We start from the raw sequence: 24,694 nt of genomic DNA, 5'->3' as shown, positions 1-24,694 counted from the left end.
TCAGTCCGTCACGGTGCCGGTGACCGTCCCGAGGCCGCTCTCCTCGTCGAAGTGCAGCTCGACGACCTCCGGGCCCTCGGTCGCGCCGTCGGCCACCGTGGGCACGGTCAGGTCCGTGGTGGTCGTGCCCGGCTCGAAGACGGCGTACGGCTGCACCCACGTCTCGGACAGCGGCCGGGCCGGCTCGGGCTCCTCGCCCGTCTGGTCGCGGAACCACTGCGGGTCGACGTCGGTGCTGGACAGTTCGGTGCCGCTCGCCGGGGCATGCGGGGTGGCCCACGTCCCGACGTACGACTCGGCCGGGGCCGACAGCGACACGCGCCACGTCAGCGTGCCGCCCTCGGTGACCCGGTCGGCCACGGGCGCGAGCGTGATCGCCGGCTCAGGGTCGTCGTTGCGGATCTCGACGTTGCCGATCCAGTCGCCGACGACCAGGCCACGCTCGGCCTTGGCGGCCAGGATCAGGCCCTCGCCCTCGCCCCACAGGGTGTCGCCGACGACATCGACCGGCACCCGCAGCGTGCGCGTGCCCGGCCGGACGGTCGCCACCCAGGACTTCGGCTCCCACGTCAGGGTGTCGAGCAGGATGAACCGCAGCTGCCCGCCGCCGGAGCCCGTCACCTTCACCGGGACCTGGTAGGTGCGCGTGCCGGAGTCACCCTCGTCCACGGTGAGCCCGCCGACGTCGATGCGCGGCAGGCCGGTCTCCCGCGGGTCCGGCGTGCCGGGACGCCAGCCCCACGCGTCGATCAGCCACGCCTGCCCGCTCGCCGTCCGCGAGGTCAGCTCCAGCTTCGCGAGCGACCCCCGGAAACCCTTCAGGGGTACGCGCACCTCCTGCGCCCAGTGCGCGGCGATGTTGTCGGAGGCGGGGAGGCCGTTGACCGTCACGTCCCCGAGCGGCGTGCGCCTGCCGGACTTGTCGACAATGGTCACGCCGAGCCGGGTGCCGGTGGTGTTCGGCGGGACGGCCAGCCGCAGCGCCAGATCCTTGGCACCGGCGAGCGAGGTGGCCCCCTTCGGCGCCAGGGTCATCGTCCGGCCGGTCGCGGACCAGGCGAGCGCGGCGGCGTACCGGCCGGGCTCGGGCACCGCACCGTAGAGCGTGGTGAAGTGGATCGAGCGGTCGAGGTACGACTCCGGATCCAGGCAGGACTTCGCGGGATCATTGGTCACCTGCTCGCAGATCCGCGCGCCGCCGGCCGCGCGCACCGAGGCGTCGGGCAGCACCGCCGGGGTCCGCACGCCGCCGAGCGCGTGGCTGAGCACCCGGGCCGGACCGGCCGAGGGCGCCCGGACGCCACTGCCGTCGAGCAGCGGCCGCACCCGGTCGTCCCCGGTGACGAAGAGACGCGCGGCGGCGGCGATGTAGGTCGCGCCCACGGTCTGCTCCTGGGCCGCGGTCAGCCGGGTCGGGGCGCCGGGCCCGCACACCGGATCCTCCTCGTCGAACCAGTCGTCGTTCGCGGGCGCCACGGCCTGCCCGGGCGTCCACTCGGTGTTGAAGTAGTTGTGGTTGGCGCCGACGACGTACAGGCTGCTGTGCAGGGCCTTGCCCCGGCTCACGCCGCGCGTCTCGTCGATGAAGAGCTGCCCCTGCAGGTCGGACACGTCGCCGTCACAGCCGGGCAGGATCGTCGCCGACGGCACGTCCGGCACGGTGTTGTGACCGAAGATGGTCGGCCCGATGAGCAGCATGCCGCGGATCGTCCACCGCACCTTGCCGTGGTAGCCGTCCTGGGCCGCGGGCGGCGGGGTCAGCGTGTCCATGGCGGCGCGGCTGACGCCCTCGCCACCCCGCGAGTGCCCCATCAGGAAGACTTTCCCCAGGTCAGCGCGGGGCGCCGTGCGGACGATCGCCGGGGCCGAGCCGCGCTGCGGGCCGGCCCAGTCCGCCCACTTCGCCAGGTGCAGGCGGACCAGCGACGAGCGCGCCTGGGCCCCGCCGTCCTCGGCCGCGTAGTCCTGCCCGTTGATGCCGTTGGCCGAGATCGACACCGTCACGTAGCCCTGCGACGCGAGCAGCTCCTGGGCCTCCAGGTAGCCGCGGTAGCTCGGGATCGGCAGCATCCCCGCCGGGCACGGCCACGCCGCGTCCGGCTCCTCCGTCGGCTCGCCGTAGCAGACCGAGTGCCGCCCGTGCAGGAAGAGCGCCAGCGGCCGCTTCCCGGGCGCCCCCTTCGGCGCGACGACGACGGCGCGCATCTCGACCTTCGCGGGGAACTCGGGCAGCTGGACGCCCGGCAGGTCGTACTCGCCGGTGACGGTCTGGTACCTGCCCCGCACCCCGGGATCGACGGTGTGGGCGGGCTGCTGGGCGAGCGCGGGCACCGTGGCGCTGCGGCGCGTCCGCGGGGCGGGCACGTCGATCCGCCGCCCGCCGGCGCGCACCTCGAGCGTGGCCGGGTCGGGGGCCGTACCCGTGTCGAGGGTGAAGGTCCGCTGGTCGGCGGCGGGCCGCGGCCGGCCGAGCAACCGGCCCCCGGACCAGAACTCGACGGCGGCGTCGCCCATCGGCACCCGCTCACCGGCCCGCCAGACGAGCCGCCCGGCGCCGGCGGACCAGCCCTCGGGCAGCGCCGCGGCGGACGGCGGCGTGGACGGCGAGGGCGCCGCCCAGCCCGGCCCGGCGGCGCCGATCACCAGGGCCGCGGCGAGCGCGGCCGGCATGAGAAGTCTGCGCATGCGCCCGTGTCTATCGAACCCATGCAACGACGTCGATGTCCCTCGAAACACCGCCTGTCCCATTGCTGCCCGGGTGTCCGGCATGTCATAGGCTGCCGCCGTGATCCCCACCGTTCCGCCCGGGGCCCGCCGGCGCGTGGCCGCCCGCTGCGAGACCGTCGTCGAGAGCGCCTGGTTCGCCCTGGCGGGCTTCGCCGTCATCCTGCTCAACGCGGTGCTGCTCGGGCTCGAGACGTACGACCCCGTGGTGGCCGCGGCGGGCCCGGCCCTGCGCGCCGCCGAGCACCTGTGCCTGGTCGGCTTCGCGGCCGAGCTGGCCCTGCGCTTCGCCGCGCGGCTCGACCGGCCGGGCCGCTTCTTCCGCGACGGCTGGAACCTGTTCGACCTGGCCATCGTCGTGGCGCCGCTGCTGCCGGGCGTACGCGAGAACGTCTCGGTCCTGCGCCTGGTGCGCCTGGCCCGGCTCATCCGCGCGTTCCGGCTGTTCCCGAGCCTGCGCGTGATCCTGGTCGGCATCCGCCGCGCGCTCCCCGGCCTCGGCAGCTTCCTGCTCATCACGCTGCTGGTCGTCTACGGGTACGCGATGCTCGGCTGGATGATGTTCGGCGACGCCTACCCCGAGAAGTACGGCACCGTCGGCCAGGCCATGCTGACCCTCTTCCTCCTGCTCTCCCTCGACGGCATCACCGACACCCTCGAAGCGGGCCGGCAGGTGCACGCCGGCGCGGTGCTGTACTACATCTCCTACATGGTGGCGGCGTGCTACCTGCTCACCAACATGCTGGTCGGCCTGGTCCTGACCGCCCTGCAGGAGGCCCACGAGGCCGAACGCGCCGCCCGTCCCGCCGTCAGGAAGGCGCCGGCCCACCCCGTCCACCCGCACCTCGCGGACCTGCGCGCCGCCCTCGACGCCCTCGAACGCCGGCTGACCGACCTCGACCCCGCACTCCCGGCCCCGCGCGCCGCGCCTTTGCCTGCGCCTTCGCCAGCGCCCGCGTCTTCGTCTGCCTCTTCGCCTGCGTCTTCGCCTGCTGAGAACGAGCCCGCACATCCCGCATGAAAGGTGTGCACCACCAGCCCAGCGTCCCGCCCAACGCCCCGAGCCCCGTCACCGCCCAGGTCAGCCGCCGTGTGACACCTCAGTCTCGCACCGCCGCCCACGACGATCGGGTCTTTTCACCCGGCTGAGCGTGCCCTTCGAAGGCGAGAACCCGCGCATCCTGCTGGAGATCCCCGTCATGCGCTGGCTGCTCGCCGGCGTCGCACAATAGGGGGCTTCCGATCAGCGGCGCACCCGGTAGCGCAGGTGCAGCACCCGCTTGCCCTGGATCGTCACGTCGGGGTCCTCCAAGAGGTGCTGGGCGTCGACCGCTCCGAAGTAGCGTTTGCCGGATCCGAGGACGACCGGGACGACGTCCATGCGTACCTCGTCGACCAGGCCGGCGGCCAGCGCCTGTCCACCGGCGTCGCCGGCGGCGATCTCGACCATGCGGTCGCCCGCGAGCTCCTGGGCCCTGGCCACGGCGGCCTCGATGCCGTCGACGAAGTGGAACGGCGCCTTCTCGTCCCAGCCGTCGGGCGGCGGGCGGTGGGTCACGACGACCACGTGGTCGATGCCGCTCGGCGGCTTGCCGCCCCAGCCGTCCGTCATGTCGAAGACGCGGCGGCCGCAGACGGTCACGCCGATCTGGTCCCAGTACGCCCGGGTGTAGTCGTACGAGGGCTGGGAGACCTTCAGCATCCCGCTGTCGTCCAGCGGGACGTCGCCGCCGGACAGCCAGTCGAACAGCGGTCCGGGCTGATCGTTGTCGTCGGCGACGAAGCCGTCCACCGACACCGAGCTGTACAGGACCACCTTGCCCACCGGGCTCTCCTCCGCCTCGCCGTTGCCCCCAAGGTAGCGGGTCGTGAGCTGCGGTTCTTGTAAGAAATCAATCGGCCGGCAGCGACCAGCCGTCGAGCACGTGGCCGGGATGGTCGCGCAGGAAGCGCCGCCGGACCTCGGCGTAGCGGGTCGGCGTGAGGCCGGTGAACGCGCGGAACTCGTGACCGAAGTGGGCCTGGTCGAAGTAGCCCGCGTCGCCGGCGACGGCGCCCCAGTCGACCGGCCCGGCGAAGTCGATCGCGAGCAGGGTCGCGGCGAAGCGGTGGGTGCGGGCCATCCGCTTCGGGGTGACGCCGACGAGCTGCTTGAACCGCTGCGCCAGGTGGGTGCTGCTGACGCCGGCCGCCACGCTCAGGTCGCCGATCGCCACCGCCCCGCCGGTCGCCGCGATGAGGCCGCTCGTGTGGCGGACCAGGCCCAGGCCGGCGGTCCCGCCCAGCCGTCGCAGCAGGTCCTGTTCGAGCAGCGTCAGCATCTCCTCCGGCCCGCCCGCCGCGGCCAGCCGGTCCCGCAGCCCGGCCGTGGCGGCCCGGCCCCAGACCTGCTCCAGCGTCGCCGGGCGGTCGCACAGCTCGGCCGCGGGCATCGGCAGGAACGGCGCCAGGCCCCACGGCTTGACGTGCACGCCGACGGACCGGGTTCGAGGCGGGTACCCGAATTCCCACGCGCGGGTGGGCATGGTGGCCACGCAGCCGTCCGCGTACTGGGCCGTCCCGGAGCCGGCGCGGATGCGGAACGGCGCCCCGAGGTTGACGATGAGCAATGCCGACGGTGCCGGGGGCAGGACCAGCCGGGCGTACGGCGGGGCGCCCTCGAGGTAGTAGAGGTCGTCGATCAGCCCGTCCAGCGGCGGTCGCGGTGCTCGGGACACGTACTCCACGCCCCCAGCATCGCCGACGCCCCGCCGGCAGCGCGCCCCGGTACGGTGCGCCGGTAAACATCGTGGCGCAGCTCCCGGCCGGCACCACGATCGAGCGGCTGCTCTGTCACCCCCGCCTGCCGTGGATCGCCGGCCGGAGCTGGCGGGCGGGCGACCTGGAGACGGTCACCGACGTATCGGACGGCGATCCGTCGTGGCTGCGGATCCAGGCCGCCGTGAACGGGCGGCGCTGAGCCCGGGCGTCAGTGGACGTACGGCCAGGCGGCCGAGTCGAAGCCGAGCAGGTTGATGCCGAGCTTCGCGTCGTTCGTGGCGGTGTAGTAGTGGTAGACCAGCACGGCGCCGTCGGTGTCCTGCAGGACGGCCGGGTGCCCGGGGCCGTAGACGGCGTCGTGACTGGACAGGACCTCGGTGCCGCCGCCGGCGGTCATGGCCTTGCCGGTGCGGTCCACGTACGGGCCGGTGATGGTCTTCGAGCGGCCCACCATGATCTTGTACGTGCTCGCGGCACCCTTGCAGCACGAGTCGAAGGCCACGAACAGGTAGTAGTAGCCGCCGTACCGGTGGATGTAGGGCGCCTCGATCGCCTTGTCGGTGGTGAAGCGCTCGGCGATCGCCCGCACGGTCGAGTCGGCGCGCTTGCCCGTGGCCGGATCGAGCTTGATCATCTTGATGCCGCTCCAGAACGAGCCGAAGGTCATCCACCACTCCCCCGACGACGTGACGACGAGGTTGGGGTCGATGGCGTTCCAGCCCGTGGCGTCGGTGCTCTCGATGACGAGGCCCTGGTTCGTCCAGGTGCCCGACGCGCCGGTGGGGCTGGTGGCCAGGAAGATGGCGGACTTGCTGTGGCCGAAGGTCGACGCCGAGTAGTACATGACGTACTTGCCGTCGCGGTAGGAGATGTCGGGCGCCCACAGGTTGGTGTCGCCGCCGGTGTAGGGGTCGGCCCAGGGCGTGCCGCCGGGGAAGGCCTTGCCCGCGTCGGTGAAGGCGGTCCGGTCGGGCGACGTCTTCAGGCCGATGCCGGGCGCGGTGATCGCCAGCAGGTAGCCGCCGGTGGGCCGTTTGACGATCGTCGGGTCGTGGGCGAACGTCGACCCGGTGACGACGCCGGGATTCGGGTAGGTCGCCGCGTCGGCGCTGGTGAGGCCGTAGACGCTGGCCGACACGGCGAGGACGCCGGTGGCGACGGCGAGCAGGAGCTTGCGCATCGGTTCCCTTTCCGGGCGGGACAAGTGACAGCGGGGAAGTGTCCCGGAACGCCGGAAAGGTTGCCTCGGCGCGATCTTCTCACTGGTGCAGCCGCACCGGCAGGTCGACGAGGCCACGGATCAGCATGCCCGGCCGCCACGCCAGCGACGTCGCGGGCACGGCCAGCTCCATCCGCGGGAAGCGCGCCAGCAGCTGGGTGAAGGCGACCTGCGCCTCGAGCCGGGCCAGGGGCGCGCCGAGGCAGTAGTGGATGCCGTGGCCGAAGGCGAGGTGCGGATTGTGCGTGCGGTCGAGCCGCAGCTCCTCCGCCTCGGGGAAGCGCTCCTCGTCGTGCCCGGCCGACAGCAGCCCGACCACGACCGGGTCACCCGCGGCGATCCTCCGGCCGCCGATCTCGAGATCCTCGGTGGCCACCCGGAACGTCGCCGTGGCGACCGGCCCCTCGAAGCGGAGGAACTCCTCGATCGCGGTCGGCAGCAGCGCCGGGTCGGCGCGCAGCCGCTCCCACCGCGACCGCTCCTTGAGCAGCAGGTAGACGCCGTTGCCCAGCAGGTTGACGGTGGTCTCGTGGCCGGCGATGAGCAGCAGGAACACCATGGACGACAGCTCGTCCTCGGTGAGCCGGTCGGCCTGGTCGCGGACGGCGATCAGCCCGGAGAGCAGGTCGTCGCCCGGCTGCGCACGGCGGGTGGCGAGCAGGTCCCCGATGTACGCGCTCAGCGCGCCGAGCGCCTCCGGCATGCGCGGCCTGTCCCCGGTGACCAGCACGTCGGACCAGGTGCGGAACGAGTCGCGGTCGGCCACCGGGACGCCGAGCAGCTCGCAGATCACCTGGATCGGCAGCGGGAACGCGAAGGCGTCGATGAGCTCCGCCTCCGCCCGCCCGGCCAGCGCATCGAGCAGCTCGGTGGTGATCTGCTCGATGCGCGGCCGCAGCGCCTCGATGCGGCGGGCGGTGAACGCCGTGGACACCAGGCGCCGCAGCCGCGTGTGGTCGGGCGGGTCGAAGGCCAGCATGTGCCGGCCGAACACGTCGCGGTTGCCCGAGGCGGCCGAGCGGACCGTGCCGGTCTCGGCGCGCTGCTTGGACAGGCGCGGGTCGGACAGCGCCCGGCGCGCCTCCTCGTAGCGCGTGACGAGCCACACCTCCGCCCCGCCGCCGGGCAGCCGGGTGCGCCGCACCGGGCCCGCCGCGCGCCACTCGGCATAGCGGGGATGGGGATCGTCCCGGAAGCCCGGATCGGCGAAGTCCTCGGCCACGTCCTGACTCACGGCACCCTCCCACGCATCGACGTCCATCGAGGACACTACGCCGTGCGGCGCCCGAAGAGTCGGGAACCGGCGAGGAATGACACCACGGCGAGCCCGGCGGCGGCCGCGAAGCCGATCCACACGGTGGCGCCGGCATCGCCCGCGAACAGGGCCCGGGCGGCGTCGACGACGTAGCGCAGCGGGTTGAGGTGGGCGAGCACGTCGAGCCAGAGCGGCGCGCCGTCCAGCGGCAGCAGGATGCCCGACAGCAGCATCAGCGGGACGGCCAGGGTGGTGACGACCGGGGCGAAGAGGTATTCGTTGGGCAGGGCGAGCGCCAGCCCGTAGGACAGCGAGGCGAGGGCCACCCCCGTGATCAGCACGAGCACCACGGCCCCGAGGACGCCGAGCGGATCGGCGCGCATGCCCAGCAGCCAGCCCGCGGCGATCAGCGGCACGGCCTGCACGACCAGCACGACGGCATCCTTGAGCACCCGGCCGAGCAGGATCGCGGGCCGGCCGACCGGGGTGACGCGCAGCCGCTCGACGAAGCCGGCCCGGATGTCGGGGATGAGGTTGAAGCCGGCGAACCCGGTGCCGAAGAGGCCGAGCTGCAGCAACAGCCCGGGCACGAGGAAGAGCCAGGGGTTGGTGGCGCTGAGCAAGGGCCCGAAGAGCAGCAGGTAGACGAAGGGCTGGACCAGCCCGACGGCCAGGGCGATCTTGGTCCGCCACGCGAGGGCCAGCTCGTCACGGAAGACGATCAGCAGGTCGGTCATCCCGCTCACCGCCCCTGCGCCGCGACGGTGCGGGCCAGGAAGACGTCGTCGAGCGAGGGGCGCCCGACGCTGAGCCCGCGCACCTCGACGCCGGCCCGGTGCAGGGCCAGCACGGCGGGGGCGAGCAGCTCGTCCGCGTCCGCGCAGCCGATGCGCAGCTCGCCCGCGGCGGCGTGCACCCGCTGCACGCCGGGCAGGCCGGCGACCGCCTCGCGCGCCCGCTGCGGGTCGGGCCCCGGATCGAGGGTGATGACGTCGGCACCCAGCTCGCGCTTGAGGGCGGCGGGGCTGTCCTCGGCGACGATGCGGCCGTGGTCGAGGATCAGCACCCGGTCGCACAGCGAGTCGGCCTCGTCGAGGTGGTGGGTGCTGAGCATCACGGTCGCGCCGGTGCGCTCGCGCAGCTGCCGCAGGTGCGCCCACAGCTCGAGGCGGCTGGGCGGGTCGAGCGCCGCGGTGGGCTCGTCGAGGAAGATCACCGACGGCCGGTGGACCAGGCCGATCGCCAGGTCGAGGCGGCGGCGCTGGCCGCCCGACAGCGTCGCCGACGGCCGGTCCGCGAGCCCGGCGAGGTCGAACACGTCGATCATCTCGCGGGCGCGGGCCTCGGGCGCGGCCAGCCGGTGCAGCCGGGCCTGCAGGACCAGCTCGTCGCGGGCGGTGGCGATCGGCCGGGTGCCGCCCGCCTGGGCCACGAGACCGATGACCTTGCGGACGCCCCGCGCGTCACGGACCAGGTCGAGCCCCGCCACGGTGGCGGCGCCGCCCGTGGGTCTCTCCAGCGTGGACAGCATGCGCATCGTGGTCGTCTTGCCCGCCCCGTTGGGCCCCAGCAACCCGACGAACTCCCCGGCCGCGACCCGGAACGACACCCCCCGCACGGCATGGACGTCCGCCCCGAACGTCTTCGTCAGCCCTTGAACCTCGATCACAACTGCTCCTGTTCGTATACGACTACCCGTATACGAACACTACCATGGAGGCATGCCGCTGCGCGCCACCGACAATCCGCTCGTGCTGCCCCTGCTCGGCCTGCTGCTGGAGCAGCCGAGACATCAGTACGCGCTCCTGGCCGCCCTGCGCGAGCGCTACCACCACTTGCGGGTGCGCACGTCGTCGGTCTACACGCTCGTCGGGTCGCTGCGGGAGGCCGGCTGGATCGCCCCGGAGGGCAGCGAGCCCGTCGTGTTCCGGCTCACGGCGGAGGGCGCCAAGGCCTTCCGGCAGAAGGTGGCGGCCGACCTCGCGGACACCGACCCGGCGAACGCGACGAGATTCGTGACAGCCCTGGCGTACGTCGGCATCCTCGACCGGGCGACGGCGAGCGCAACCCTCTCGCGGCGCGTCGAGGAGCTGCAGGAGCGCGCCGCCGTGCTGGAGAAGGCGGTGGGCTCGGTCGGCCTGCCGCCCGTCTTCATGATCGAGACCGAGTTCGTCGCCGCGCAGACCCGGCACGACATCGCGTGGCTCGAGAGCTTCATCGGCCGGATCGGCGACCCCGCCTACCCGTGGCCGGCATCACGCTGAGCCCGCGCCCCGGAGCGCCCGCGATCGGGCTCAGCGCGCGGGCCGGAGCGCCCGCGATCGGGCTCAGCGCGCGGGCCGGAGCGCCCGCGATCGGGCTCAGCGCGCGGGCCGGAGCGCCCGCGACCGGGCTCAGCGCGCGGGCCGGAGCGCCCGCGACCGGGCTCAGCGCGCGGGCCGGAGCGCCCGCGACCGGGCTCAGCGCGCGGGCCGGCCCTCGCGCAGCTCGCGGACCAGCGAGGACACCACGGCCTTGAGGCTGCCGTCGCTGGCCGCCGCGACGCGCAGCTGGCGCTGGTAGCTCGCGCCGTGCGTCACGATGTCCCGCACACCGGCCAGCTCCGCGGTGCAGCCGAGCGCCTCGGCCACCGGGGCGAGCGCGGGCAGCAGCTCCTCGAGGTCCTTGGTGACCAGCTCCTCGTCGCCCGCGGCATTGCGGATGATGATCGCGTCCATGCCGTAGCGGGCCGTGCGCCACTTGTTCTCCCGCACGAACCACGGCTGCAGCTTCGGCACCTCGCGCCCGGCATCGAGTTCGCGGGAGAAGTGCTCGACGAGGCACTGGGTCAGGGCGGCGAGCGCGCCGATCTCCTGGGTGGTGGGCACGCCGTCGAAGGAGCGCACCTCGATCGTGCCCCACTTCGGCGAGGGGCGGATGTCCCAGCGCAGCTCGGACAGGTCCTCGATGACGCCGACGTGGCGCAGGTCGCCGACCAGGGCCTCGTACTCGGCCCAGCCGGTGACCTGCGGCGGCAGCCCGGCGGTCGGCAGCTGCTGGAACATGAGGGCGCGGTTGGAGGCGTACCCCGTGTTCTCGCCCGCCCAGAACGGGCTGGACGCGCTCAGCGCCTGGAAGTGCGGCAGATAGGTGAGCAGCCCGTCGATGATCGGGAACACCTTGCGCCGGTCCTCGACGGCCACGTGCACGTGCACGCCCCAGATCATCATCTGCCGGCCCCACCAGCGGGTCCGGTCGATCAGGGTGTCGTAGCGGGGCTTGTCCGGCGTCACCTGCTGCTGGAACCACTGGCTGAACGGGTGCGTGCCGGAGCACATGAGATCGATGCCCAGCGGCTCGGCCAGGGCACCCATCCGCTCCGCCAGGCCGGTCAGGTCGGCGACGGCGTCGCGCACCCGGGCGTGCGGCGCGCTGACCAGCTCGACGGTGTTGGTGAGCAGCTCGTTCGTCACGTGCGGGAACGACTCGGTGCGGCCGAAGCGCTCCAGCAGCTCCGGGGCGCGGGGGGACAGCTCGCCGCTGCGCCGGTCGACGCAGGCGATCTCCCACTCGATCCCGAGCCGTGACCGGTCCGCCGCGGCGAATTCGATACCCATGAGATCACTGTACGAACAATCGCCGTCGCCCGGGCGGTGACGGCCTACCGTGGACCGTCGCGCCGGGCGGCGAACCGGGCGATCGCACCGGCGGCCACGAGCAGGGTCGCCAGCACGACCAGGCCGGCGACGTTGCGCCCGGTGGCGGCCAGCCCCGGCGTGCCCGGGTCAACCGCGTCCGGGGTTCCGGCGATGGTCAGGCGCGCGGTCGCCACGTTGTCGATCACGTTGCCCTCGGCGCCGGCCGTGCTGATCGTCACGGTCACCGGACGGGTGCCGGCCGGCGCCGACTGTGCCACGGCCAGGTGGAGCCACAGCTCGCTCGCCGCGCCGACCGGCGCCTCCGGGCCCGTGCACTCGACCATGGGGGAAGGCTCGGCGACACACGCGATGTCGACGGTGGCGGTGCCGGACGCGTCGGCGAGGATCGAGGCCCGGCGGACGGTGACTCCCGGCGGCAGGCCGATCAGGAAGCGGACGCCCGCCGCGTTGGTGGTGCCGTTGTTGCTGTACGGCAGGCGCAGCAGCACGGTCCCGCCCGGTGCCGCGCTCGGCGTGGGATCCGCGTGGTCGATGGTCAGATCCACCTCGGGCGCCGCGACGGTGAGCGCGGGCAGGGCGACGTCCGCAGGCCCGCCGCAGGCCCCGTCGAAGGTGGCGGGCAGGAACGCCAGCCCCTCGTCGACGCACCCGCCGCCGAGCGTGGAGCCGACGGCCGCGCCGCGCGCGACGGTCAGCGGGACTCGGACGGTGGCCGACTCCCCCGCCGCCAGGGACACCGGGCAGACCACCGTGGATCCGCCGGCGCCGGTGCCGCATCCGCCGGGCAGCGCCGCGCCCGGGGCCGTGCCGGTGGGCGGCACCACCGACAGGGTGAAGGGATTTAGGTCCGCCGGGCCCGGATTCGCGATGCGGATCGGGACCACCGTGGTCTGCCCGGGCGCCGGGCCCCGCACGGTCGGGGTGCCGGCGGTGACGGTGACCGTCTGGTCCGCCACCGTCGTGGTGACCAGCGTGGCCGCGAAGACCAGCTGGTCGAGGGTGATGCCGGTGGCCTGCCACGCCGTCCCGGCAGCCACGGTCGCCGCCACGGCCACGCCGAGGTCGAGCACGGCCGTGGTGCCCACGGTGAGTGTCACTCCGGTGCATGTGACGGCCGTGTCGCCGATCGTGCAGTCGGCACCGTCGAGGGACGCGCCGGTCACCGTGACGCCGGCGGGCAGCGACGTCAGCGGCACGACGAGGGTCAGGCCGTCCACGTCGGACTCGGCGGCGACGGACACCTGGGCCGTGCCGGTGGATCCCGCGGTCACGACGACGGGGTCCGCGGTCAGCGTGACGGTGTCCCCGAGGCCGGGCAGGGCGAACTCGCCGGAGACCGTGGCGGCGCCCCCGCACTGCCGGGTGGATTCCGCCGTCACACAGGCGCCTGCGATCGTCTGGCCCTCCGTGGCGGTGCTCGCCACGAGCAGCGGGAGGGCCCACTGCTGCGTGGTGGCGTCGGCGGGCACGTCCACGGTGCACGTGAGCGAGGTGTCGCTCGTGGCGGTGCAGTCGGCGGCGGCCCGGCCCGACAGGGTGCCGAAGGTGGTGCGGCTCGGCGCGGCGACGGTCAGGCGCACGCGGGTGGCGTCCGAGGGCCCGGCGTTGGTGGCCGCCACGGTCATCGTGGTCAGGTCGCCGGGGGCGAGGGTGCCGGTCGGTGCGGTCACCGTGTACGTGACGGCGCTCTGCGGGGTGCCGGTGACCGCGAGCGTCCGGGTGGCCGTGGCGGTCTCGCCCTCGTAGGCCAGGGTGATCCCGGCGGCGGTCCACGTGACGCCGGCGGGCAGCCCGGACGCGGCGGTGAGGACGAGGCCGAGGACGGTGTCGATGCCCGCTTCGAGGGCGAGTCCCGTACAGGTGATGGCGGTGCTGCCCAGGGCGCAGGTGGATCCCGCCGGTCCCGAGGCGCCGGTGACGGTCAGGCCCGCCGGCAGCCCCGCGAGCGGGACCGACACGGCGGCCCCGGGCAGGGCTCGCCGGGCGCGGACCTGCAGGACCGAGGTCCCGTACGAGCCGGGGGTGACCGTGCCCCGCACGGCGGTGAACCGCACCTCGGCGCTGAGCGGCTCGCCCAGCTCGATGGGCGGAACGGGCCGATCACCGCGCCCGCCGCAGGAGCCGTCGCGGCCGACGTCGACGCAGCCGCCGGTGAGGGGCGTGGCCGGGTCGGCGGTGCCGGGCACCTGGATCCGGATGGCATGGTCGGCGCGCCCGCCGGCCGGCACGGTCAGCGTGCAGTCCGCGCGGACCGGCGTGGCCAGGGTGCACGGACCGGGCACCGACAGCAGGGTCGTGCCGGCCGGGGCCAGGACGGACGCGGACAGGCCACGGATGTCGGTGTCGCCGCGGTTGACCACGGTGACGGTGATCAGCCCCGTCCCGCCCGGGCGCACGGTGCCCGGATCCGGTACGGCGACGGAGAGGACCAGGGCGGGGGTCAGCGGGATGCCGGGCAGCGCCACGTCGCCGGGGCCGCAGGTGCCGTCGCCGTCGCGGTCGACGCAACCGCCGCTCAGGCCGGTGTCCGGGTCGGCGCCGGGCGGGACGACCACGGGCAGCGCCCAGATCAGCGGCGGCGCGCCCGCGGCCAGGTCGAACCGGCACGTGAGCCGGTCGGCGGCGGCGCTCAGGCACCCGGCCGGCAGCGGAGCCCCGAAGGTCGTGCCGGCGGGCGCGATCAGCCCGGTGGTGACGCCGGCGGCGTCGGACGGGCCCGCGTTGGCCACGGTCACCGTCATGGTGACGGTCGTGCCGGGCACGGTGGGATCCGGCGGGGGCGTGATCGTGTACGTGATGCCGATGCGCGGCGCCCCGGCGACGGCCAGCGCCGCGGTCACCCGGCTGGTGGAACCGCCGACATCGGTCAGCGTGATCGCCGGCGCCCACGTGACGCCCTCGGCCGCCCCCGCGGGTACGCCGACGGTGAGGCCGACCAGTCGCTGCTCGCCGGGCACGGCCGCAAGCCCGGTGCACACGATCTCGGCGTCGGTGCGGGCGCACCCGTCCCCGGGATCGGCCGTGAACCCGGCGGGCAGGCCCGCGAGCGGGATCGTGGCGGTGAGCGCAGTCAGCGGGCGGTCGGCGGTGAGGGTCACGGCGGCCGTCCCGGACGTGCCCGGCGTGACGGTGGCCGGCTCGGTGCCGAGCCGCGCCTGGCCGCTGAACGGGATCCCGAGCCGGAACGCGGGGATGCGCTGGTCGGGCGGCACGGTGCAGGCGCCGTCGAGGTCGGTGTCGAGGCAGCCGCCCCGGATCAACTGGCCGGGCGTCGCGGTGGGCGGCACGGCGAGCCCGACGGTGTAGGTGGTCGTGCCGACGGCGATGTCGCGCTCGCACGCGGCGAGGGCCGGCGAGATCAGGGTGCACGCGGCGGCCGTGGGCCCGCTGAGCCCGGTGAACGAGGTGCCGGCGGGCGCCACGAAGTAGCTGCGGGCGTCCTGGAACACCGACGGGCCCTCGTTGGTCACGTCGACCTGCAGCTGTCCCGTGCCGCCGGGCAGGAGGGTGCCCGAGGCCGGGACCTTGAACGTGACGGTGGTCGGATGCGCGGCGGCGCCGACGGTGGCCAGGACCGTGCGGGCCACGTACACCTCGGTGCCCTGGCCCAGCGTGAGCACCGGCGCCCAGACCGAGCCGGTCGAGGTGTCCGCGGCGGCGCTGAGCTCGAAGGTCCACGGGACGGCCACCCCGGCCGGCAGGTCGGTCAGCGGGCAGGTGATCACCGAGCCGGCCACCGGGCAGGTCACGCCGTCGAACCGGACCCGGTCGACGGTCAGCCCGGCCGGCAACGAGGCGGTGTTGGCCCGCAGGAAGACGTCGTCGCGGGCCTCGCGGGCGGTGATCGTGCCGGCCACCGTGCCGGCGCCGCCGGGCGGGATGTCGGCGGGCGTTCCCGTGGCCGTGAGCACCTGGGTCAGCGGGAAGCGCAGGATGAGGTCGGGCAGGGCGGCGTCGGCGTCGCCCCCGCAGGCCGCGTCGCCGTCGAGGTCGACGCAGCCGCCGGTGAGCGCTTCGGCCGCCGCCGCGGATCCCGGTACGGCCACCGGCAGCGCCAGCGGCACCGAGGCGCCCGCCCCGAGCGTCACCGTGCACGTCAGCGCGGTGTCCGACGAGCGCGCGCAGAGCTGCCCGGTCGCCGCGGTGAGCGGACCGAAGGTGGTGCCGAAGGGCGCCCGTACGGTCACGGGGGCCGCCGCCGCGGCGGACGGGCCGGTGTTGCGCAGCACGGCGGAGTAGACGCCGACGGTTCCCGGCAGGATCGTGTCGGCGGCCGGCGCCGTCGCCGCGGCGGTGAGCGTGAAGCGGGGCGCCCCGGCCCGGACGAGGACGCCGGTGCCGGTCGCGGTGGCGCCGGACGCGGTGGTGAGGATGATGTCCCGGGCCGTCCAGGTGGCATCCGTCGCCGCCGTGGTCAGCGCCACGGGCACCTCGATCGCGCCCGCGCCGAGGCCGGTGCACGTGATGGCCGTGGCGGTCCGGGTGCAGCCGGCCGGGGTGCCCACGGTGACGCCCGCCGGCACGCCGGTCAGCGGGACGGTCAGGGTCAGCCCGCTCTGCGGCCGGTCGCTGGTGACGACGACCGACGCGGTGCCACCGGCGCCGGGCGTCACCGTGGCGGGCACGGTGGTGAGGGTGACCTGACGGTCGAAGGGCGTGGCCACGGTCAGCCCGGGCAGCGCCTCGTCGGGCGGCGTGGTGCACCTGCCGTCGCCGTCGAGGTCCAGGCACCCGCCGGTCAGGGTCGTGCCGGGCGCGGCCGCGGCGTCCACGCGCAGGGGCAGGCCGAGCCGCAGTGATCCGCCGGCGGCCAGGTCGGCCCGGCACGTGACCCACGTGGTGCTGAAGGGGATGCAGCCGTCCGGCAACGGGGTCCCGAAGGTGGTCCCGGCCGGGGCGACCACGCTCAGCTCCGCACCGGTCGCGTCGGACGGCCCCCGGTTGGTCACGGCGAGGCTCAGCGTGCCGGTGGCGCCGGGCTCGACGGGATCCGGCATCGTCGCGACGGTGTCCAGGTCCGCCACGGCGGCTGTCGTGCGGGCCAGCTCCCCGGCGGTGGTGACCTGCCCGAGCGCCCCCTGCACGGTGATGCCCGCCGCCCGCCACACCAGCCCGGGCGCCGCCGCCGCAGCTGCCAGCACCCGCAGGGTGACGGGCTCGCTCTCGCCCGCGGTGACGTCCAGGCCGGTGCAGCGGACATCGGAGGCGGTGATCGCGCACGTCGCGTTGGCGGTGACCCCGGTGACCGTCAGGCCCGGCGGCAGGGCGGCGAGCGGCACGACGACGGTCAGGTCCGTGAGGTCGTCGCGGGTGGCCGTGACGACGACCGTGGCGGTGCCGGACGTGCCCGGCGTGACGGCCGCGGACGTGGTGGTGACCTCGGCGCGCCGGGCGAACGGCACGGACAGCTGGATCGCGCCGATCTCCTCGTCGCCGGGTCCGCAGCCGGGCGTGCCGTCCAGGTCCACGCAGCCGCCGGTGAGCGGCACGAACGGATCAACGGTGGCGTCCACGGTCAGCGGGATGCTCAGCGCCGGCGTGGGATCGCCGACCGCGAGGGTGGCCGTGCAGCTCAAGACCGTGGGGAAGGCGGCGGTGCACAGGTTCGCGGCGGTGCCGGTGAGCGTGCCGAAGGCGGTGCCGGCGGGCGCGCGGACGGCGAAGGGCACCCCCGTGGCATCCGACGGCCCGGTGTTCGTAGCCACCACGGTGAACTCGGTGGTATCCCCCGCGCCGACCGTGCCCGCGGCGGGCCCGGTGACCATGGCGGCGAGCACGGATCGCGGGGCGGCCGCGCTGGCGAGCAGCCCGCCCACGGTGACGGTGCCGCCGGTCGCGGGGTCGGTGACGGTGACGCCGCTCGCCGTCCACGAGGCCGGGGGCCGTCCGCCGGGATCCACGGTCACGGGGATGTCGATCGTGACGGGTTCGCCGGGATCCAGGTCGACGCCCGTGCACACCGCCGGGGCGCAGCCGGGCGACGTGAAGCCGGCGGGCAGGTCGCCGAGCGGGATCGTGACGGCGAGGCCGGTCTCCGGCTGCGTGGAGGTGAGAGTCAGGCGCGCGGTGCCGGTGGTACCCGGGACGACGGAGGCGGGCGTGGTCGTGACGGTCAGCCGGCCGCTCAGCGGTGTCGCCAGGTAGATCGCCGGCAGCTCCTCGTCGGGCGGGACCGCGCAGAAGCCGTCGTCGTCCAGGTCGACACAGCCGCCGGTGAGCTGGGACCCGGTCGCCCCGGCATCGACCCGAAAGGGCAGCGTCACCGTGTCCGTGGCGCCGGCGGCGGCCGAGATCGGGCAGCCGGCCCGGTCGCCGGTCGCCGGGCAGGGGCCGGGCTCCCAGGTCGCGCCCGGGGGCAGGAGCACCCCGAAGCGGGCCGCGGCGGCATCGGACGGGCCGCGGTTGGTGACGGCGACGGTGAGGGTGCCGCGGTCGCCGGGTTCGAGGCGGCCGGCGGGCAGCGTCGCGGTGGCGGTCAGCGTGACGACGGCGGGGCCCGTGCGGGCGAGCTCGGGATCGCTGCCGACCGAGCCGTCGGCGCCGGCGACGCTCACGCCGGTGGCGGTCCAGGTCGTGCCGGGTGCCGTGGCGGCGGTGGCGGCCACGGTCAGCCGCACCGTGCCGGTCTCCCCGGCGCCCACGGTGAATCCCGTGCACCGGATCTCGGATCCGGCGACGGGACAGTCCGGGGACGTGACGGTCAGGCCGGGCGGCAGGGCGCCGAGCGGCACGACCACCGTGAGATCGTCGAGGTCGCCGTGGGTGGCGCGGACGGCCACGGTGGCCGTACCGGTGGCTCCCGGGGTGACCGTCGCGGCGGTCGTGGTGACGGCGACCTGCCGGGCGAACGGCACCTTCAGGTAGATCGGCCCGATCGGCACGTCGCAGCCGCCCGCCGGGTCGAAGTCGACGCACCCACCCACCAGCGGGTCGAAGGGCGGCGTAGTGGCGGCGACGGTCAGCGGCACGGTCAGCCCGGGCGTGGACGCGCCGGCGGCGAGGGCGACGGTGCAGCTCAGGCGGGTGGAGCTCGCCGCGGTGCAGCCGGCCGGGAGCGGGCCGCCGAAGCTGGTGCCGGCCGGCGCGCCGACGGTGAAGGCGGCCGCGGGCGCGTCGGAAGGGCCCGCGTTGGCGACCACGATCCGCAGCTCGGTGGTCTCGCCGGGCTCGATCGTGTTGTCCTCCGGGCCGCTCACCGTGGCGCCCAGCCCGGTGCGCGGGGATCCGGCGGTGGCGAGCAGGCCGTCGAGGGTGACCTGCTCGCTGCCGTCGCTCACGGTGATGCCGGTGGCGGTCCAGCTTGCCGGGGGTACGACCCCCGCGCCCACCCGCACGCGCAGCGGCACGTCCCCGGGGGCGACGTCCGTACACGTGATGGTGGTGGGGTTGCCGGTGCATGTGGCCGTGGTGACGGTGAAGCCGGCGGGCAGTTGGGCCGTGGGGACGGTGACCGTCAGGCCCGGCTCGGGCTGCGAGGAGGTCAGGCGGAGGACGGCGACGCCTTCGGTGCCGGGCGTGATCGTGGCGGGTGTGGTCGTGACGGTCAGCCGGTCCGCCAGCGGGGTGCGGAGGGCGATGGCGGGCAGTGCGCGGTCGGCGGGATCCCCGCAGGTGGCGTTGTCGTCCAGGCTGAGACAGCCGCCGGTGAGCGGGTCGGTCGGGTCGGCCTCGGCGGACACGGCGAAGGCGAAGCTCAGCGATCGGGTGGCGCCGGCGGCGAGGTCCAGCGTGCAGCGCGCGGTGGTGGGAGACAGCGACTCGCAGGCCGGCGGCAGCGCGCCGATGGTGGTGCTCGCCGGGGCGACGACGACGAAGGGCTGCCCGTGCGTGTCGGAGGGGCCCTGGTTGCGGACGTCGGCGGTCACGGGGGCGGTCTGGCCCGGCCGGATCGTCCGCGCGGCCGGTCCCGTGGCGGTGGCGGCGAGCGTGACCTGCGGGTCGGGTGTGATCAATGTGCCGGTGACCGTCCCGGTGGAGTCGCCGCTCGTGGCGGTCACCTCGGGCGCCCAGGGCGCGGTGACGTCCGGGGCGAGGGTGACCGGCACGGTGACGGTCACGGCGCCCATGGCCGGGACCGTGACGCCGGTGCAGCGGATCCCGTCCGTGGTGGTGCAGGATCCGCCGCCGCTGGTGGTGACCGGCCCGACGGTGTAGCCCCCGGGCGGCGCGGCCACGGTGATCGTCGTGGCGGTGGCCGGGATGATGCCGAGGTTGCGGGCGCGGACGGTGGCGGTCGCCGTCACTCCCCCGGGCACCGCGGTGGCCGGGCCGAGGCTCACGCCGCGGTCCAGGTTGACGTCGGGGTCGCTGACCGTCAGCAGGCGCCCCTGGCCGGTGATCGCGGTGCCGTTGAGCGTGGCGCCCAGCCCGGCGAGGTCCCAGACGGTGCCCGGCAAGGTGGTGGTCGTGGCGGTGGCCCGGATGCTGACGGCGATGGACCCGGCGCCGGGGACTGTCACGTTCGTGCAGGTGATGTCGGTGGTGGTGACCGTGCACGGGATGCCGTCCACGGCGGCGGAGGCGACGGACACACCGGCGGGCCGGTTCCCGATCGGGATGCGGACGTCGGTGGTCGCGTCGGAGGGACCCTGGTTGGCGACGGTCACCGTGGTGGTGGTGCTCTTGCCCGCGGCCAGGTTCACCGGTGCCGGGGTGAGCGATCCGCCCGTACTGACCGGGGGCAGGGCCGTGGCGAGGGTGCCCGCGCCGGCGGTCGTGAGCCTGGTGCCGGTGACCTCGGCGATCGGGGTGCTGGTGGCGGTGATCGAGCCCGGGTCCGGCGCCCACGCGGAGGCGCCGGCCGCACCGGGCGCCAGGGCCACCGGCAGGGCCACCGTGGCGGAGCCGCCGCCGGGCACGGTGACGCCGGTGCAGGTCACGTACGTGCTGCTCCGGGTGCAGGTCCCGCCGCCGGTCACGGTCGGGGTGCCGAGCGTCCAGCCGGCCGGCGGCGCCGGGATGCGGACGACCGTGTTCGGGGCGGCGATGTCCCCGGGATTGGCGATCGTGACCGTGGGCGTGCCCGAGGTGCCCGGGACCACGGCGGCGGGCGCGGTCGTGACGGCGCCGAGCCGCACGATGCCGGAGCAGGTGGCCTCGGCCAGGACGACCGAGCCGCTCGCCACGATGCTGAGCCCGCCGAGCAGGTCGAGGTCGAGGCCGCGGACGGTGTAGTCGAGGCGGCCGGTCGCGGGGTCGTACGTGGCGGTGCGCTTGTCGAGGGTCGCGGTGAGCACCCCCGGCACGCCCAGCGAGAGGCCGATGCCGGGGTTGATCGTCTGCCCGAGCAGGGTGAGGTTGGCGACGTCGACGTCGGTGGTGATCGCCGTGCCCGTCATCTCGCAGGTGGCGGTGATCGCGTCGAGGCCGAGCGTGGTGCCGAGCAGGGTGAGGCCGGCGGTGTGGGCCTCCGCGCGGCCGCCCCCGCCGGCCGGGCGCGCCGAGGTCGTCGTGGCGCCCACGGTGAGGATGCCCGGGACGTCGAGCGACAGCGTGCTCTGCGCGCTGGGCGGGCCGCCGCTGGTCCAGCTGACCTGCTGCTCGGGCAGGTTGATGCTGATCGGCAGCAGGCCGCCGAGCAGCCCGATGTAGATGCGGGCCCCGGAGGCGGTGGTCGTGACGGTGCCGGCCGCCGCGAGGGCAGGCTGCGGCGGCGCGGCGATCAGCACCAGCGCGACGATCAACAGGGCGACGGCGAGCTGCCGGACCCCGGGAGAGGCACGCACAGGCCGACAGTAGGCTCGGCCGGGCGAGGATATTTCGCTTTCGCGGGGTTTGGCCCTAGCGGTCCTAGCGGTCCCGGGGGTGCAGGCGGCCGTGGAACGGGCACGCGGGCAGGCCGGCCCGGGCCGCCTCCTCGCGGATCCGCCGCAGGGCGCGCCGCAGCAGCAGGTCGCCGCCGTCGGGCGGACCGTCGAGCTGCATGGCCTCGGCACGGGCGGCGCGGTCGCCGTCCGGCCCGGAGCTGTCGGGAGTCCTCATCCTGCACGTCCCATCGCCGGTCTCCCCCGTCATACGGATCGTCCGGCGTCCGCGGTTCAAACCCTCCGCGACGAGCGGGCCGCCCGGGATGTGACAGCCTCCGGCATCGATCTTCGTGAGCATCGGCACGGTCCCGGGCGGGACTGGGCGTACCGGCGGGGGCGTTGTTCCTGATGAGAGATCAGGAGCGTGGACAAATGCCGGAGAACAGGCATCGTGTGGTCGTCGTCGGGGCGGGCTTCGGCGGCCTGTACGCCGCCCGGGCCCTGCGCAAGGCGCCGGTCGACGTCGTCGTGATCAACGGGACGGACCATCACGTGTTCGAGCCGCTGATCTACCAGGTCGCCGCCGGGGTGCTCAGCCCCGGCGAGGTGGCCACCCCGGTGCGGTGGGCCCTGCGCCGGCAGCGCAACGCCGAGGTGCGCCTGGGCACGGTCACCGATGTGGATCCCGCCGCCCGCACGGTGACGGCGGAGATCCCGGGCGGCGGCGGCTACACGGTGGCGTACGACACGCTGATCGTGGCCGCGGGCGCGACCGGCTCGTACTTCGGCAACGACGGCTACGCCGCGCACGCCCCCGGGCTCAAGAGCATCCGCGACGCGCTCGACATCCGGGCGCGGATCTTCGGGGCCTTCGAGCGAGCGGAGGTGGACCCCACGGCCGGCGGGCTGACCTTCGTCGTCGTGGGCGCCGGCCCGACCGGCGTCGAGCTCGCCGGGCAGATCGCCGAGATCAGCCGGCGCGCGCTGCGCGGCCAGTTCCGGCACATCGACCCGGCGAGCGCCCGGGTGATCCTGCTGGACGCCGCCGACCGGGTGCTGCCGGCCTTCCATCCGGCCACGTCGGCCCGGGCGGCCCGACGGCTGCGCAAGCTGGGCGTCGAGGTCCGGCCGGACACCCGGGTCGTCGACCTGGACGCGACCGGCGTCAAGGTGGACACGGCCGGCGGCGCCGAGCGCATCGACGCCCTGACGAAGATCTGGGCCGCGGGCGTCGCCGGCACCAGCCTCGCCCGACGGCTGGCCGAGAGCACCGGGGCGCCGGTCGACCGGGCCGGGCGCGTCCTGGTGGATCCGGACCTCACCGTGCCGGGACACCCGGAGATCTTCGTGCTCGGCGAGGCGATGAGCCGCGACGGGCTGCCGGGCGTCGCGCAGGTGGCGATGCAGGGTGGCACGTACGCGGGCCGGACCGTCGCCCGCCGCCTGGCCGGCAAGCCGCAGGGCAAGCCGTTCCGCTACTTCGACAAGGGCAACATGGCGGCCGTGTCGCGCTACTACGCCGTCGCGGACATCGGCCCGCTGCACCTGGGCGGCTTCGCCGGCTGGGTGGCCTGGCTCGGCGTGCACCTCTTCTACCTGTACGGCCTGCGCAACAAGGCCACCGTCGCCTTCCGCCAGCTCGTCAGCTTCGTGGGGCGGGCGCGGTCCGAACGGGCGACATAGGGGTGGTGCTGGCGGTACTCCGGAGCTGCTGCAGCACCAGAGCGGCCTGCCCAACTACACCGAGTTCCTGCCGGTCGACGACCCGGAACTGCTGCGCACCTACTACGAGCCGCGCGAGCTGCTCGACCTGGCGCTCGCGCACCCGGCGGACTTCGCGCCGGGCACGAGGTGGGCCTACAGCAACACCAACTACGTCGTCGCGGGCCTGCTGGTGCAGAGGGTGACCGGCCGGCCGCTCGCCGAGGAGATCACCACCCGGGTGATCGACCGGCTGGGCCTGCGGCACACCTCCTTCCCGCCCGTCGGCGAGCAGCGCATCCGGGAGCCCCACCCGCACGGCTACCACGTGTTCGGCACCGGCGCGCCGGTCGACGTGACCGAGCTCGACCCGTCGTGGGGCTGGGCGGCGGGCCAGATGGTCGCCACGCCGTCGGACCTCAACGCCTTCTTCGGCGCGCTGCTCGACGGCAAACTGCTGCCGGCCGCCCAGCTGGCGGAGATGAAGCGGACCGTCCCGGCCGAGATGTGGCCCGGCGCCCGCTACGGGCTCGGCCTGGTCAGCATGCCGCTGAGCTGCGGCGGTCTCGCCTGGGGGCACGGCGGTGACATCCCCGGCTACGAGACCCGGGGCGCCGCGACCGAGGACGGCCGCGCGGCCACCGTCGCCGTCACCATGCTGCCGCCCTCCGACGAGGCCGAGGCCCACGTCCGGCAGGTCGTCGACACCGCCCTGTGCAGCTAGCAGGGCCCGGGCGGGCCCTGAGGGATGATCACGGTCGTCCCGGGCGGGAAGGGCTCGGTCAGGGCGGCGGGCGCCTCGTCCAGGCCGATCCTGCGGGTGATCAGGTCGGCCGGGCGCAGCAGGCCGCGCTCGACCAGGCCGAGCATCCGGTCGTAGGCGTGGGCCGGCATCCCGTGGCTGCCCACGAGCTCCAGCTCGAGGGCGACCACGAGCTCCATCGGCACGGCCGGGCGGCCCTGCGCGGCGGGCAGCAGCCCGACCTGCACGTGGCGGCCGCGGCGGCGCAGCGACTCGATCGAGGCGGTGAGGGTGGCGGCGCTGCCCAGGGCGTCGAGCGAGACGTGGGCGCCGCCGCCCGTCGCCTCCCGGACGGACGAGGGCACGTCGCCGGCCGTGGTGTCCACGGTCGCCTCGGCGCCGAAGCGCTTCGCCAGCTCGAGCGCGGCCGGGGCGACGTCCACGGCCACCACCCGGGCCCCGCTCGCGGCGCCGATCATCACCGCGGAGAGGCCGACGCCGCCGCAGCCGTGGACGGCCAGCCAGTCGCCGGGCCGCACCCGCCCCTGGTCCACCACCGCGCGGAAGGCCGTCGCGAAGCGGCACCCCAGGCTCGCCGCCTCGGCGAAGTCCAGCGCGGCGCCGAGGCGTACCAGATTGGTGTCGGCGTGGTGGATCACCACCCGGTCGGCAAAGGATCCCCAGTGCGTGAAGCCGGGCTGCTCCTGGCGGTGGCAGACCTGCTGGTCGCCGGCGAGGCAGGCCGGGCAGGTGCCGCAGGCGCACACGAAGGGCGTGGTGACCCGGTCGCCCTCCCGCCAGCGGGTCACGCCGGCGCCGACGGCGGCGACGACCCCGGCGAGCTCGTGCCCCGGGACGTGCGGCAGGCGGATGTCCGGATCGTGGCCGCGCCAGCCGTGCCAGTCGCTG

General features: G+C 75.0%; 15 protein-coding genes and 1 pseudogene. 5 read left to right on the top strand and 11 right to left on the bottom strand.

All coding sequences use genetic code 11. The features are described from left to right. Positions 1-2,685 carry a S9 family peptidase gene (locus RBH18_RS12695; protein WP_306207161.1) on the bottom strand — a complete coding sequence of 895 codons (2,685 nt, stop codon included), beginning with the start codon at positions 2,683-2,685 and terminating at the stop codon, positions 1-3. A gap of 100 nt (positions 2,686-2,785) precedes the next feature. Between RBH18_RS12695 and RBH18_RS12690 the strand changes: the two genes are divergently transcribed. Continuing rightward, complete coding sequence (locus tag RBH18_RS12690; protein WP_306207159.1) at positions 2,786-3,745, top strand: ion transporter; 960 nt, start codon at positions 2,786-2,788, stop codon at positions 3,743-3,745. A gap of 222 nt (positions 3,746-3,967) precedes the next feature. On the opposite strand, the gene RBH18_RS12685 is transcribed toward RBH18_RS12690, so the two are convergent. Beyond that, on the bottom strand, positions 3,968-4,549 hold the full coding sequence (locus RBH18_RS12685; RefSeq protein WP_306207157.1) for a dihydrofolate reductase family protein: 582 nt from the start codon (positions 4,547-4,549) through the stop codon (positions 3,968-3,970). Between the two features lie 67 nt (positions 4,550-4,616). Then, positions 4,617-5,450 carry an AraC family transcriptional regulator gene (locus RBH18_RS12680; protein WP_306207155.1) on the bottom strand — a complete coding sequence of 278 codons (834 nt, stop codon included), beginning with the start codon at positions 5,448-5,450 and terminating at the stop codon, positions 4,617-4,619. Between the two features lie 62 nt (positions 5,451-5,512). Here RBH18_RS12680 and RBH18_RS12675 point away from each other — a divergent pair, with 62 nt between their 5' ends. After that, positions 5,513-5,683: a hypothetical protein gene (locus RBH18_RS12675; protein ID WP_306207153.1), complete on the top strand. Its 171-nt coding sequence runs from the start codon at positions 5,513-5,515 to the stop codon at positions 5,681-5,683. Positions 5,684-5,692: 9 nt separating this feature from the next. Here RBH18_RS12675 and RBH18_RS12670 read toward each other — a convergent pair whose 3' ends face one another. The 4 genes from RBH18_RS12670 to RBH18_RS12655 form a co-directional block, all read right to left on the bottom strand. After that, positions 5,693-6,664 carry an arabinan endo-1,5-alpha-L-arabinosidase gene (locus RBH18_RS12670; protein WP_306207151.1) on the bottom strand — a complete coding sequence of 324 codons (972 nt, stop codon included), beginning with the start codon at positions 6,662-6,664 and terminating at the stop codon, positions 5,693-5,695. 79 nt (positions 6,665-6,743) lie between these two features. Beyond that, complete coding sequence (locus tag RBH18_RS12665) at positions 6,744-7,937, bottom strand: cytochrome P450 family protein (protein ID WP_306207149.1); 1,194 nt, start codon at positions 7,935-7,937, stop codon at positions 6,744-6,746. A gap of 35 nt (positions 7,938-7,972) precedes the next feature. After that, on the bottom strand, positions 7,973-8,695 hold the full coding sequence (locus tag RBH18_RS12660; protein WP_306207147.1) for an ABC transporter permease: 723 nt from the start codon (positions 8,693-8,695) through the stop codon (positions 7,973-7,975). 5 nt (positions 8,696-8,700) lie between these two features. Continuing rightward, positions 8,701-9,627 (bottom strand): ABC transporter ATP-binding protein, encoded by a 927-nt coding sequence (locus tag RBH18_RS12655; RefSeq protein ID WP_306207145.1) that lies wholly within the window; start codon positions 9,625-9,627, stop codon positions 8,701-8,703. A gap of 52 nt (positions 9,628-9,679) precedes the next feature. Between RBH18_RS12655 and RBH18_RS12650 the strand changes: the two genes are divergently transcribed. Then, positions 9,680-10,222, top strand: a complete 543-nt coding sequence (locus RBH18_RS12650) for a PadR family transcriptional regulator (protein WP_306207143.1) — start codon at positions 9,680-9,682, stop codon at positions 10,220-10,222. A 195-nt stretch (positions 10,223-10,417) separates the two neighbouring features. On the opposite strand, the gene RBH18_RS12645 is transcribed toward RBH18_RS12650, so the two are convergent. The 3 genes from RBH18_RS12645 to RBH18_RS12635 form a co-directional block, all read right to left on the bottom strand. Further along, entirely contained in the window at positions 10,418-11,554 is a 1,137-nt protein-coding gene (locus RBH18_RS12645; protein ID WP_306207142.1) for a glutamate--cysteine ligase, read from the bottom strand. Between the two features lie 44 nt (positions 11,555-11,598). Then, entirely contained in the window at positions 11,599-21,321 is a 9,723-nt protein-coding gene (locus RBH18_RS12640; protein WP_306207140.1) for a hypothetical protein, read from the bottom strand. 64 nt (positions 21,322-21,385) lie between these two features. Continuing rightward, on the bottom strand, positions 21,386-21,577 hold the full coding sequence (locus RBH18_RS12635; protein ID WP_306207138.1) for a hypothetical protein: 192 nt from the start codon (positions 21,575-21,577) through the stop codon (positions 21,386-21,388). Between the two features lie 197 nt (positions 21,578-21,774). On the opposite strand from RBH18_RS12635, the gene RBH18_RS12630 reads away from it, so the two are divergent. Beyond that, positions 21,775-23,025, top strand: a complete 1,251-nt coding sequence (locus RBH18_RS12630) for an NAD(P)/FAD-dependent oxidoreductase (RefSeq protein ID WP_306207135.1) — start codon at positions 21,775-21,777, stop codon at positions 23,023-23,025. 22 nt (positions 23,026-23,047) lie between these two features. Continuing rightward, positions 23,048-23,767: pseudogene (locus tag RBH18_RS12625) on the top strand (serine hydrolase domain-containing protein); the annotation flags it as partial. On the opposite strand, the gene RBH18_RS12620 reads toward RBH18_RS12625, so the two are convergent. Continuing rightward, positions 23,764-24,694: zinc-binding dehydrogenase (locus RBH18_RS12620; protein ID WP_306207133.1), on the bottom strand; the 931-nt coding region annotated here is incomplete at its 5' end. The pseudogene RBH18_RS12625 and the gene RBH18_RS12620 sit on opposite strands and share 4 nt — an antisense overlap.

Origin of the sequence: Actinoplanes oryzae, assembly GCF_030757795.1 — a bacterium.
GTDB lineage: Bacteria > Actinomycetota > Actinomycetes > Mycobacteriales > Micromonosporaceae > Actinoplanes.
This window is presented reverse-complemented; position numbering and strand designations above follow the sequence as displayed.